General features: G+C 53.0%; 16 protein-coding genes and 2 pseudogenes. 14 read left to right on the top strand and 4 right to left on the bottom strand.

Annotation, left to right across the window (positions count from 1 at the left end; genetic code table 11):
- Positions 1-117 precede the first annotated feature (117 nt).
- From AB1724_14715 to AB1724_14700, 4 genes and pseudogenes are all read left to right on the top strand, one after another.
- Positions 118-756, top strand: a complete 639-nt coding sequence (locus tag AB1724_14715) for an RHS repeat-associated core domain-containing protein (GenBank protein ID MEW6079061.1) — start codon at positions 118-120, stop codon at positions 754-756.
- A complete protein-coding gene (locus AB1724_14710) occupies positions 741-1,355 on the top strand; it encodes a hypothetical protein (GenBank protein MEW6079060.1) in 615 nt (204 codons plus the stop codon). Before AB1724_14715 ends, AB1724_14710 begins: the two co-directional genes overlap by 16 nt.
- A 42-nt stretch (positions 1,356-1,397) precedes the next feature.
- Positions 1,398-1,985, top strand: a pseudogene (locus tag AB1724_14705) (RHS repeat-associated core domain-containing protein).
- A gap of 15 nt (positions 1,986-2,000) precedes the next feature.
- Positions 2,001-2,504 carry a hypothetical protein gene (locus AB1724_14700; GenBank protein ID MEW6079059.1) on the top strand — a complete coding sequence of 168 codons (504 nt, stop codon included), beginning with the start codon at positions 2,001-2,003 and terminating at the stop codon, positions 2,502-2,504.
- A 225-nt stretch (positions 2,505-2,729) separates the two neighbouring features.
- Here the strand turns inward: AB1724_14700 and AB1724_14695 are convergent, their stop codons facing one another.
- From AB1724_14695 to rlmN, 4 genes are all read right to left on the bottom strand, one after another.
- A complete protein-coding gene (locus AB1724_14695) occupies positions 2,730-2,948 on the bottom strand; it encodes a type II toxin-antitoxin system HicA family toxin (protein MEW6079058.1) in 219 nt (72 codons plus the stop codon).
- 9 nt (positions 2,949-2,957) lie between these two features.
- A complete protein-coding gene (locus AB1724_14690) occupies positions 2,958-3,188 on the bottom strand; it encodes a DUF1902 domain-containing protein (protein ID MEW6079057.1) in 231 nt (76 codons plus the stop codon).
- Positions 3,189-3,374: 186 nt separating this feature from the next.
- The gene (locus AB1724_14685) at positions 3,375-3,986 is read right to left on the bottom strand and encodes a class IV adenylate cyclase (protein MEW6079056.1); all 612 of its coding nucleotides are present in this window, start codon (positions 3,984-3,986) and stop codon (positions 3,375-3,377) included.
- A 20-nt stretch (positions 3,987-4,006) separates the two neighbouring features.
- Positions 4,007-5,101 carry a 23S rRNA (adenine(2503)-C(2))-methyltransferase RlmN gene (gene rlmN, locus AB1724_14680; GenBank protein ID MEW6079055.1) on the bottom strand — a complete coding sequence of 365 codons (1,095 nt, stop codon included), beginning with the start codon at positions 5,099-5,101 and terminating at the stop codon, positions 4,007-4,009.
- 116 nt (positions 5,102-5,217) lie between these two features.
- Here rlmN and ffh point away from each other — a divergent pair, with 116 nt between their 5' ends.
- The 10 genes and pseudogenes from ffh (at position 5,218) to AB1724_14630 (ending at position 11,769) form a co-directional block, all read left to right on the top strand.
- Entirely contained in the window at positions 5,218-6,549 is a 1,332-nt protein-coding gene (gene ffh, locus AB1724_14675; protein ID MEW6079054.1) for a signal recognition particle protein, read from the top strand.
- Positions 6,550-6,561: 12 nt separating this feature from the next.
- Entirely contained in the window at positions 6,562-6,810 is a 249-nt protein-coding gene (gene rpsP / locus AB1724_14670) for a 30S ribosomal protein S16 (protein ID MEW6079053.1), read from the top strand.
- A 140-nt stretch (positions 6,811-6,950) separates the two neighbouring features.
- Complete coding sequence (locus tag AB1724_14665; protein MEW6079052.1) at positions 6,951-7,181, top strand: KH domain-containing protein; 231 nt, start codon at positions 6,951-6,953, stop codon at positions 7,179-7,181.
- A 9-nt stretch (positions 7,182-7,190) separates the two neighbouring features.
- Positions 7,191-7,715, top strand: a complete 525-nt coding sequence (rimM, locus tag AB1724_14660; protein ID MEW6079051.1) for a ribosome maturation factor RimM — start codon at positions 7,191-7,193, stop codon at positions 7,713-7,715.
- Between the two features lie 11 nt (positions 7,716-7,726).
- Positions 7,727-8,479: a tRNA (guanosine(37)-N1)-methyltransferase TrmD gene (gene trmD / locus AB1724_14655; GenBank protein ID MEW6079050.1), complete on the top strand. Its 753-nt coding sequence runs from the start codon at positions 7,727-7,729 to the stop codon at positions 8,477-8,479.
- The gene (locus AB1724_14650; GenBank protein MEW6079049.1) at positions 8,451-9,029 is read left to right on the top strand and encodes an RNA methyltransferase; all 579 of its coding nucleotides are present in this window, start codon (positions 8,451-8,453) and stop codon (positions 9,027-9,029) included. Before trmD ends, AB1724_14650 begins: the two co-directional genes overlap by 29 nt.
- 65 nt (positions 9,030-9,094) lie before the next feature.
- On the top strand, positions 9,095-9,442 hold the full coding sequence (rplS, locus tag AB1724_14645; GenBank protein MEW6079048.1) for a 50S ribosomal protein L19: 348 nt from the start codon (positions 9,095-9,097) through the stop codon (positions 9,440-9,442).
- A gap of 24 nt (positions 9,443-9,466) precedes the next feature.
- A pseudogene (locus tag AB1724_14640) lies at positions 9,467-10,063 on the top strand (ribonuclease HII).
- Between the two features lie 39 nt (positions 10,064-10,102).
- Positions 10,103-10,468, top strand: a complete 366-nt coding sequence (locus AB1724_14635; protein MEW6079047.1) for a YraN family protein — start codon at positions 10,103-10,105, stop codon at positions 10,466-10,468.
- A gap of 194 nt (positions 10,469-10,662) precedes the next feature.
- The gene (locus tag AB1724_14630) at positions 10,663-11,769 is read left to right on the top strand and encodes a DUF362 domain-containing protein (protein ID MEW6079046.1); all 1,107 of its coding nucleotides are present in this window, start codon (positions 10,663-10,665) and stop codon (positions 11,767-11,769) included.
- The last annotated feature ends 14 nt before the right edge of the window (positions 11,770-11,783 follow it).

The raw sequence follows: 11,783 nt of genomic DNA, 5'->3' as shown, positions 1-11,783 counted from the left end.
TTTAACTGCCACAATCAGTTTGATTTGAAAGGCGGATTGTCATACTCTTGCAAATGAGTTCTATCGGGGGGCAACAAAACAAGGGGGGTAAAAAAGAGGTCTTTATGGGGGACTCGCATCAGAATATATCCGGGCCAATACTACGATGAAGAGACCGGCCTGCACTACAATCTGTGGCGGTATTATGAGCCGGGGACAGGGAGGTATCTGAGAAAGGACCCGATTGGTTTGGGTGGCGGAATTAATTTGTATGCATATGTCGCAGGAAGACCGCTAAATTTGATAGATCCAAGGGGACTTGCCAAGTGCAACATTCCAAAAATAGGACCGTACAGCAATCTTCCAACACCCATTACGAAATGTGCAAGAGATACCCTGATTGATTGCATTGTTCAGGTTGAATCTGGAGGAGATCCCAATGCTGTGTCAAATAAAGGTGCGAAAGGTTTGATGCAAATAACCCAAGCAGGCATTGACGAGCTTAAAAGACAGGGACTATATGATTCAAAAATGACTGATGATGCATCAGGAGTTAAACTTTTTAATTTATTGCTATCTTTTTGTGATAACGCAACAAATGCTTTGGCTGCTTATAATGCAGGCTACCCAAGAGTTAATGACGCAGACGGCGTACCCGATATAGCAGAAACAAAAAACTACATAGAAAAAATTGATAATTGCCTTAAAAATAAAGGAATTGAAAAAGGTCTTGAAGCGGATGACCTTGTAGGAGATTGCCCATGCGATCAAAAATGACATGTCTGACTATAATAATATTGTTTATTGCAGCGCCATCGGTTGTGAAATCAGATTTTTGCGATGATCGAACAACGGAATCTTACCACGCTCCTTCTTGTAACAAAATTTGGGTAGTACGAGATCCAAACAGAATTGACAATTTACAGATCGACCATAAACCATCTTATCATACATACAGTCGGTGGGTTATTGATGAACAAACATATATAATTGCCTATAGGGATATCGATTATGACCCCAATGATATGGTTGCCGATATCTATTTGTCTGGTAATGGATCATATACTTTAGTTGGTGATATTGCTATCAAAGGCAACGTCGTAAATGTTTTTGCTGCAAAACTGACTTCAAATATGCATCACGATTTGGTTTTCAGATTTAACTCTGGGCAATTACAATACGTTTCTGTGGTTAAAATAATAAATCAGAAAATTATAAAAGTTTTTGAATATGGTGGGACAGAAATAGAGATCAATAGCGAAAAAAATCCGATGATAATTATTAAATCAAAAACCCCAAATATTATACAGCAGTATATTTGGGATTCTGCCAACAGCAAATTTTTCAAGGCTCAAGAATTCCCCTGGCATAAGTAGAGAAAAGGAAAGGCTGTCGTTGAGGCCGGAGCCACGGTTGAAAATAACCTGCGGTTCCCAGGCCAATACTTTGATGCCGAGACCGGACTGCATTATAATTTCTGGCGGTACTATGAACCGGGGACGGGGAGGTATTTGAGGACGGATCCGGTGGGGATTAGGAGTGGAATAAATTATTTTTTATACGTACTTTCAAACCCATTAAATAAATTTGATCAAACAGGATTAACTTGGGGATCACTTCCTTCTTTCATTGGTGTCGAATCACATTGTATTTTTGGGGTTGGCCTTACAAGGGTTCAGTGTTGTGATGAAAAAGGGAATCGAAGAACATTTCTATATAAAAAGTCGTGTGTTGGCCTTGCAGTTGGGGTGTCAGGTTCGGGCGGGATTGTAACTGGTATGAGCGGAAAGAATTGTGATCCAGATAAATATAAGGGATGGTTTTATGAAGTCGGAATAGCCCTTGGCGATATTGGAGTAGGGATTGATTTCGGTATTTCAGATGATGGCCAACTGTCTGGTGTAAATGAAGGCGGCGCAGGACCAGGGCTTGGTTTTCTGGTAAAAGCTACATGGTGTTTATATGAGTTGATAGACCAAGATATCGAACCGTGTGGTTGCAAGTAGAATGTGAGTCCGAAAATGAAAGAAATTCCACGTTATATCCTATTTGCAATATTTGCGATTTCTATCGTTTTAACCATTTATAGCCTTAATTATAGGGATGCTGAAAATCCTGAGAACAAAGCCTGTATATTGCTTCTTGAATTGAGACAATTGGCAGAATCCCATATCGATTATGTCATTATCTCACCATATCAATTTAGCGGGGAAAATTTTAAATTACTTATTGATTCTGTTGGTTGTATTGACGAGTTCAAAAAAGCCCTTAGAAAGGCCGATTTGACTCCTATCTCAGGTCATAGCGGCTCAATATTTGAATGCACAATCACCATTAAAACAGGCGACAAAGAGTTTCAATATTTAGCATCCGTTCATGAAAAGGAAATAAACGAATTATACGTCACTGATAAATTTTATGAATATCGAGGAAATGGCCTTTACGGAAAGGGGTCGGATCAACCTGCAAGATTGCCAGGAATTGGTAAATGGATTATGAGTGCTGCTCCACAAGGGATGCGTTAACCTGCCCCTGAACTATACGGGCCACGATTTGGGGACGCCCTTTATATTTTTACATTTGAGGGCAAAACAGCCATCAGCGTTTAAGATTTTTCCTAACCGCGTTTTTGGGGGCGGTGGGTGGTGGGAATAGATAAAAGAATCAGCCGGGCTCCGCGCGCAGGCAACCCCGCTATGCAGCGGGGTAAACTTCGCCCGCAGGGCGTAGCCCGAGCACGGAGACCGACCTTATGTTTTATTCAGGAATGCTTCAGGCGTAATCCCGGCTTGTTTTAAGATCGCTCGTAACGTGCCTTCGGGCATCTCTCCCGGATGATTGGGAACGGTGGTATATCGATCAGTCTGCTGATTATACCAAATCTCATGGCTTCCCGCGGCCTGGCGATCGAATAAAAATCCATGTGCCTTCAATCGTTTAGTGATCTCTCGGTATCGAAACCGGATAATCGTCCCATGTTATGCGTTCACAATCAGCGGGTAATCAAATGAATCGCCAATTTCAGAAAGATTAATATGGCCGCTTCTCTCTGTTTTTGCCTCAAGCAGTTTGCGGGCCACATCCCGCGCGATCTCTAATGCTTCGGTTGCCGTCCGGCCTTGGGCCACCAATCCGGATACATCATCCGATGTTGCCAGATAAACACCTTCCGGTAACCTCTCAACGTGGATGTTGATAAATTTTTCCATAAATCACCTTGATTTATTGTTTGTCGACACCTTTGCGATTTCTGGAGACACCATACTAAATTATTAATGATTGATCAAGCTGATGGGTGGCCTGGCTTGACCGGGTAATCCAGAATAAAGTTGACCGTTACCTTATCCGGGGCGGGTGTCCGGGAGAATGTAAGAAGATGCAGGCGCCACCGCGCCCTATCCCTCGCCCTGTTCAAAGCGTTTCCAGATGGCCGTAAAGTCAAACCGGACATTCCGGAAGTTGTCGAAGGTCAGGTCGGTAAACGGCAGGCAAGCCGCCTTCCGGACATGCTCGAAAAGGCCCAGATACGTGGCCAGAATTCTCTTGTTCCAGTCAAGGCCCAGCCGGTCGGTCAGTTCCCGGATAAGGCCCTTGTCCGCTTCTATTTCCAAAAAATCGCCGTAGGGCATGGTGTCCAGGCAGATCACCGCTCCGGGCACCAGGAATGTCTCCCGGTACTTTTCATAAACCTGACAGGGAAAATAGCCCAGGGACTCCAGGATGCGGCCGGTGGCCTCAAAATCGCCGACCTCGGTCTCGATTTCCCGGTATATTTTAAACTGATTATCGCCCTTATCAAGGGCCTGCTTGAAGGTCAACACATTCCGATTGTCCTGTCGAAGCCGCAGCAGGGCTTTTTGTCTGATCAGGCTGTTTCCCGCGTCTTCAAAGCGGATATTTTTTTCAAACACCCGTCCGGATGACACGGCGCCCGCTGCGGCAAGCCGCTGACGCAGGCCGGGCGGGTCGTCCACATGATATTTGACCTCTATCTCCTCGTGTTCCATTTGTTCTTCCTGTGACAATGTCACGATCCATACTGCCCGATATCGGCGGAAAGCTGGCCGCAGGCCGCGGAGATATCGGCGCCTTTGCTCAGGCGGGTCATGACGGTGTAATGGTGGTCATGCAATGCCTGCTTGAACCGGTCAATGACGGAGTCGTCCGGGCGCTTGAAGGAGCTCTGCCGGTGCTCATTAAACGGAATCAGGTTGATTTTCGCCTTCAGGGGCCGGAGCAGACGGATCAGCCGCGCCACGTCAGCCTCGCTGTCATTGACGCCTTTGATGAGAATGTATTCAACGGTTATTTTCTGCCGGTGGGAGAGGGGATAGGCGGCGCAGGCCGCCAGCAGCGATTCGATGGGATATGTTTTGTTGACCGGCATGAGAAAGTCCCGGGTGCGGTTGTCGGTGGCGTTGAGGGAGACGGCCAGATTGATTTTTGTTTCCCGGCCTAGCAGCGCGATTTTCGGCACGATGCCCGACGTGGAAAGGGTCACCCGCCGGGTGGAAAACTTCATGCCGTCGTCTCCGTCCGTGATGATTTTCAGGGCCGTCAGCACCGCCCCGAAGTTGGCCAGGGGCTCACCCATGCCCATCAGCACGATGTTGGTCAGCCGGCGGGCCTTATCCAGGGTGCGGCCGACCTCCAGGATCTGGCCGGTGATCTCTCCCGGCGTCAGGTTCCGGGTAAAGCCGCTGGCGGCGGTGAGACAGAACCGGCAACCCTGGGCGCAACCCACCTGAGTGGAGATGCAGAGGGTGTCGTGACCGTCTTCCGGGATCAGGACGCTTTCAATATGATTGCCGGCGGCCAGGGTAAACAGATACTTACGGGTGCCGTCGGCGGAGACTTGGGCTTTTGCGATCGCCAGGCGGCTGATGGTAAAGTGTCGGTCCAGCAGTTCTCTGATCGGCTTTGAGATATTGGTCATGGCGGAAAAGTCGTCCGCCTGATGCTGATAGATCCATTTGAAAATCTGATCGGCCCGATAAGGGGCAATGTCATGATCACTCAACCAGGCGACCAGCTCTTCTTTGGAGAAGTCCCTGATGTCGACCCGGGTGTCCGTTGCTGTTGAAGACCGGGCGATGTTGTTGCTTTTGCTTGCATGTTCCATGTTTTTGTAATAAATAATCCCCCAAAAGTAAGCAAGTGATATTATTTGCTTGACTTGATTTTGTAAATGTTTTAATTTACAAAATTTTTATGAAGAAAGTGGGATGAGGACCCCGGATGTTTGAAAGTTTATCCTCCCGGCTGGACGCGGTCTTTAAGAAGCTGAAAGGGCAGGGAAAACTTACTGAACGGCATATCGATGACGGGTTGAAGGAGATCCGGCTGGCGCTGCTGGAGGCGGATGTCCATTACCGGGTGGTCAAAACGTTTATCGCGGACGTGAAGCAGCGCGCCCTGGGCAGCGATATTCTGGACAGCCTGACCCCCGGGCAGCAGGTGGTCAAAATCGTCAACGAGGAACTGGCCCGGCTGCTGGGCGGCACCCGTCAGGAGTTGTCGCTTGACGGTCAGATACCGGTATCGATCATGCTGGTGGGGCTGCAGGGCTCGGGCAAGACGACCACCGCCGCCAAACTGGCCGTCTATTTACGGGGCAACCGGCGGAAACCCTATCTGGCGCCGGCGGACGTATCCCGTCCGGCCGCCATCGATCAGCTGATTAAACTGGGAAAGCAGATCGATGTGCCCGTGTTTCCGTCCTCCGCCGACATGAACCCGGTCGACATCTGCAAAAAAGCGCGGGTGGCGGCCCATCAGGCGGGATGCGATACGGTGCTGCTGGATACCGCCGGCCGGCTTCATGTTGATGCCGATCTGATGCGGGAACTGGCGGACATCAAGGCGGCCCTGTTGCCGGCCGAGATCCTGCTGGTGGCCGACGCCATGACCGGTCAGGACGCGGTCAATATCGCCCAGTCCTTTAACGAGCAGCTTGATATCGGCGGCGTCATTCTGACCAAGATGGACGGTGACGCCCGGGGCGGGGCGGCCTTGTCCATCAAGTCGGTTACCGGCAAGCCGATCAAATTTGTCGGTGTCGGTGAAAAGGTCAACGCCCTGGAACCCTTTCATCCCGATCGGGTGGCGGCCAGCATCCTCGGCATGGGAGACGTGCTTTCCCTGATCGAGAAGGCGCAGCAGGTAGTTGACGAGAAGCAGGCGGCGGAACTCGAGAAAAAGCTGGCGCAGAACGAGTTTACGCTGGAGGATTTCCGCAACCAGATGACCCAGATCCGGAAGATGGGCTCCATCGGGGAGATACTGAAAATGATTCCCGGCATGGGAAAGGTCAAGCAGCTTTCCAATGCCGAGGTGGATGAGCGGGAACTGGTAAAAATTGAAGCAATCATTAACTCCATGACCCCGGAGGAACGCCGGAAACACTCCCTTATCAATGGCAGCCGGCGGAAGCGGATCGCCCAGGGAAGCGGCACAACGGTTCAGGATATTAATCGGTTGCTCAAGAATTATACGCAGGTAATGAAAATGGTAAAGAAAATCAATAAAGGCGGTCTGCGCGGCCTGGGCCGCGGCATGATGCCGTTTTAAGGAGAAAAGACAATGGCTGTAAAAATCAGACTGGCAAGACATGGCAGAAAGAAAAGACCCTTTTTCCGGATCGTTGTGGCGGATGAACGGTTCAGCCGGGACGGTCGTTTCCTGGAGAAGGTGGGCACTTACAACCCCCTGAAAGATCCCGCTGAAATTTCGGTGAAAAAGGAACGGGTGGAGTACTGGCTGGGGCAGGGCGCTCTGCCTTCGGATACCGTTAAAAGCCTGTTGCGCAAAGAAGGCGTGTCTCTGGCGTAATCGCCGGAAGTGGACGCCGCTTTTTGACATTTTACCGTATCATGGGGTATAATACCAAGCGTGGATAGTGGCAGGTTATCGATGTGGGGATACCGATTCTTTGAATGTCAACTTCAATTGGCGGTAAAGGAGATGGGGCTATGAAGGATCTGATCGAGTACATTGCCAAGGCGCTGGTAGACAACCCCGACCAGGTGTCGGTTACGGCCATCGATGGCAGCCAGACGGCGGTTCTGGAACTGAAAGTGGCCAAGGAAGATCTGGGCAAGATTATCGGCAAACAGGGACGCACCGCCCGCGCCATGCGAACCATCCTGAGCGCGGCGTCAGCCAAGCTGCAGAAGCGGACGGTTCTGGAAATCGTCGAATAGTTTTTCATCATGGCCACAGACAGGTATCTTTCCATCGGAAAGATCAGCGGCGTTCACGGTCTTTGCGGTAACCTCAAAATTCATCCCTACGCGGACGACCTGTCGGACATATCTATCGGGTCCTGTCTGATTATCAGAAGACAAACCGATACGAAGAACGAAAGAGCGGTAACGGTAACAGGATGGCGGCCTCATGGACGCGGATTCCTGTTGTCCTGCGAGGAAATAACCAGTCGCAGCCAGGCGGAAGAGGAAATCGGCGGCGAACTGGTTATTTTGCGTTCAGGCCTGCCCGATCCGGGCGAAGGAACTTACTACTGGGTCGACATCATCGGGCTGTCCGTGTTCACGCTGGAAAATGTTTTCGTCGGTCGTGTCCGGGAGATCATGCCCACGGGCAGCAATGATGTCTATGTAATATACAATCCCGAGACCGCGGAGGAGATCCTTCTTCCGGCGATCCGGTCCGTGGTCAGGGAGATCGACCTTTCCGCCGGTATCATGCGGGTAACGCTGCCGGAAATGACGGGATAAGAGCGTCGCGGATGGATTTTTGCATTCTAACGATTTTTCCGGAAATGATGGGCGCCTTTTTCGCCCACGGTATCGTCCGCAGGGCCGCTGAGGCGGGAATTATTTCCGGCGGCTCTCTGGATATTCGCGATTTTGCCGAAGGCCGACACCGGGTGGTGGACGACCGGCCCTACGGCGGCGGCAACGGCATGGTGATGAAACCGGAGCCCCTGGCGGCCGCCATCCGCTGCGCCAGAGAACGGCGCCCGGGAGCGGCGGTCATCCTGCTGACACCCCAGGGCCGCCTGTTTTCCCAGAAAACCGCGGAGGATCTGGCCCGGTCCGGACGCGATCTGATCCTGGTCTGCGGACGATATGAGGGCGTGGACGAGCGCGTCTGCCGGGAACTGATCGATGAGGAGATGTCCATCGGCGATTATGTGCTGACCGGCGGCGAAGTGGCGGCCATGATCGTGGTCGACGCGGTCACGCGGCTGATCCCGGGAGCCCTCGGCGGGGAGCAGTCGGCTGAAAAGGATACCTTCGGCAACGGCCGCCTGGAACACGGCCAGTTTACCCGTCCGGCCGTGTTTGAAGGCCGGGAGGTCCCGGAGATTCTGCTGTCCGGCAATCACGCCGCCATCGAGCAGTGGCGGCTCGAGGACTCCCTGAAGCGGACGTTTTTGAAACGCCCGGACCTGCTGAAGCTTCAGCCGGTCAATGAAAAGGAGAAGGAGATTTTAAGGAAATGGTGTCGTGAACTTGAAACGATCGCCGGGATCTGAACTGTATGTGGCCCTGCTGCACCATCCGGTTCTCAATAAGCGCGGAGAAACCATTGTTTCGGCGATTACCAACCTGGACCTGCACGACATCGCCCGGGCGTCCAGAACGTACGGCGCGGAACGTTTTTATGTCGTCACCCCGCTGGCGGATCAAGCCCGGCTGGCGCGGCGGATCATAAATTACTGGACAGAGGGGCAGGGCGCTGATTATAATCCGCGCCGCGCGGAGGCGTTACGGCTGGCGACAGTCAAAACGGACCTGGACGAGGTCCGGAACGATATCCGGCTTAACGCCGGTGACTTTCCGGTGGTGGTGGCAACCAGCGCCCGGCCCCGGGAACAGGCGGTCGGTTTTTCTTTTCTCAAAGAACTGTTAAGGGAAAAAAGGATTCTGCTGGTGTTTGGAACCGCCTGGGGAATGGCGGAAACCGTCCTGGCCGGGGCCGATTATGTGCTGGAACCCATCCGGGGTCGGGGTGATTACAATCATCTGCCGGTGCGTTCGGCTGTGTCGATAATGCTGGACAGGCTGGTCGGATGTGGTATATGATAAAAAAATTTTTTAGAGATAACTCTATATTTACAACATAACGTCATGATGTTCTGGAGGCAGAGATGGAAGTCGTAAGACAGATCGAACAGGAGCAGTTGCGGATTGACATGCCCGAGTTTACCAGCGGGGACACGGTCCGTGTTCATGTGAAAATCAGAGAAGGTGAAAAAGAGCGGATTCAGGTTTTTGAAGGGGTCGTGTTGAAACGCCACAACGGCACCACCAACGCCACCTTTACCGTCCGCAAGACCTCCTTCGGGATCGGGGTGGAGCGTATTTTCCCGCTGCACACCCCGTCCATTGACCGCGTTGAAGTGGTGAAAAAGGGCCGCGTCCGTCGTTCCCGCATTTACTATTTCCGTGATCTCAGGGGCAAGGCGGCCAAGATCCAGGAAGAACGTACCGCCTGAATCTGACAGGCCGCGGCAAATCGGCAGCCATTCATGAGAGAGTTTGAAACCAGAGCGGCCGGCCTGGGTTTTTCCGTTGTCGCCGGTATTGACGAGGCCGGCCGGGGACCACTGGCCGGGCCGGTGGTTTCCGCGGCAGTCGTGTTGCCCCCGGATTACGCCAATCCTCTCATCGATGATTCCAAGAAATTGACGCCCGGGAAACGGGCGCTGCTTTACGAGCAGATCTATCAGGATGCCGTGACCATCGGGATCGGTATCGTCGACGCAGTCGAAATCGACCGCATCAATATTCTTCAGGCGACGCGGCTGTCCATGGCCATGGCGGTCGGGAATCTTCGGCCGCAACCGGACTACCTTCTGATCGACGGCAACACCGGTATCGCCCTGCCGCTCCGTCAGGAACCGATTGTCGGCGGGGACGGCCGCAGCATCTCCATCGCCGCGGCCTCGATCATCGCCAAAGTTACCCGGGACCGGATGATGGAGCGATACAGTCTGGACTATCCCGAGTTCGGGTTCGCGACGCACAAGGGCTATCCCACCCGGGCTCACCGGGAGGCGGTGATGAAATACGGCCGGACGCCCATTCACCGGCGCAGTTTTACCGTTAAAGTATAAAGGGTACCCTGAAAACATATTCAGGCCAGGGAGGGCCGCATGTTAAATCAATTCCAGCGTTACGGCCGCAAAAGCGAAGACCGGGCCGTCGCTTTTCTCAAGAAGCAGGGCTACACCATCATCCAGCGGAACTATCGAACCCGGCTGGGGGAAATCGACATCATCGCCCGGGACAAAGAGACGATTGTTTTCGTTGAAGTAAAGGCCCGCATGACCGACCGGGCCGGCAGCGGCAAATCCAGCATCACCCGGAACAAACAATTCAGGATTACGCGACTGGCCCAGTATTATCTGAAGCAATCCGGCCTGCGCGACGTCAAGGCCCGGTTCGACGTGGTGGTGATTCAGGGGGACGGCGAAACGGTGGAGCTGATCCGGAATGCGTTTGCGGCGGTGTTGGCGTGAGGCTGCGCTGTTGGGTTGTTTAGGAGTTTAGTCGTTGAGGGGTTGAGTTGTTTAGGGGTGAGGCAGCCACCTAAACGCCTCAACCTCTGAACCCATCAACGCCTAAACACTTGAGCACCTTGACCCCACTTTCCGCTGCTGATAAACTACCGCTTTAAATTAACCTTTTAAAACGCACAAAGGAGGAACCCGTCATGGCAAGCCCCGTCTATTTTACCGATCTCTCGGCCAGCTACAAGGAAAACCTCATTACCAAACTCGGCCGGCTGATGCAGGCCGCCGGGCTCAAGGAGGTGGTCGCGCCCCGGGATCTGGTGGCGGTCAAGCTGCATTTCGGGGAACTGGGTAACACCGCCTATATTCGTCCGGTGTTTCTGCGCAAGGTGGTCGATGACCTGAAGGAGATGGGCGCCGTTCCGTTCCTCACCGACGCCAACACCTTATACGCCGGTACCCGCAGCGACGCCGCCCATCATCTGGAAACCGCCATACGCAACGGGTTTGCCTACGCGGTTGTCAACGCGCCTCTGATCATTGCCGACGGTCTGAAAGGGAAAACCGAGGTGGCGGTTCCCATTGACGGCAAGCGGTTTACGGAGGTTTATATCGCCGCCGAGATTGCCCGGGCCGACGCCTATATTTCCATGGCCCATTTCAAGGGCCATGAACTGGCCGGATTCGGCGGCGCCATCAAAAATACCGGCATGGGCTCCGCCTCCCGCCGGGGGAAGCTGGCCCAGCATTCCACGGTCTGTCCGACGGTCAAGACCAAAAAGTGCGTGGGCTGCGGGGAGTGCGAGAAGCACTGCGCTTCCGAGGCCATTGCCGTGGCCGAGAAGAAAGCGGCCATCAATCCGGAAAAGTGCGTGGGCTGCGGGGAGTGCATCGTCGTCTGCCCGGCCGGCGCGGTCCAGATCGAATGGAACCAGTCGGTGCCGACCTTTCTGGAAAACATGGTCGAATACACCCATGGCGTGCTTAAGGACAAGAAAGACAAGGCCCTGTTCGTCAACTTCATCACGGATGTGGCCCCGGCCTGTGACTGTTTTCCCTACAATGACGCGCCGGTGGTCCGGGACATCGGCATGCTGGCCTCGACCGATCCGGTGGCCCTGGATCAGGCCTGTGTCGATCTGGTCAACAAGGAACAGGCCCTGCCCGGGTCGCGGCTGGAGACCAACCGGGACGCGGGAGAGGACAAGATCAAGGGCCTTTATCCCTATATCGACTGGGAGATTCAACTGGATTACGCTCAGCAACTCGGCCTGGGAAACCGTCAGTACGCGTTGAACAAGATATAGGGGGATTTTTATGA

The organism is Thermodesulfobacteriota bacterium (genome assembly GCA_040753795.1).
Lineage (GTDB): Bacteria > Desulfobacterota > Desulfobacteria > Desulfobacterales > Desulfosudaceae > JBFMDX01.
Note: the sequence above shows the minus strand (reverse complement) of the source record. Positions and strands in the feature narration are given on the sequence as shown.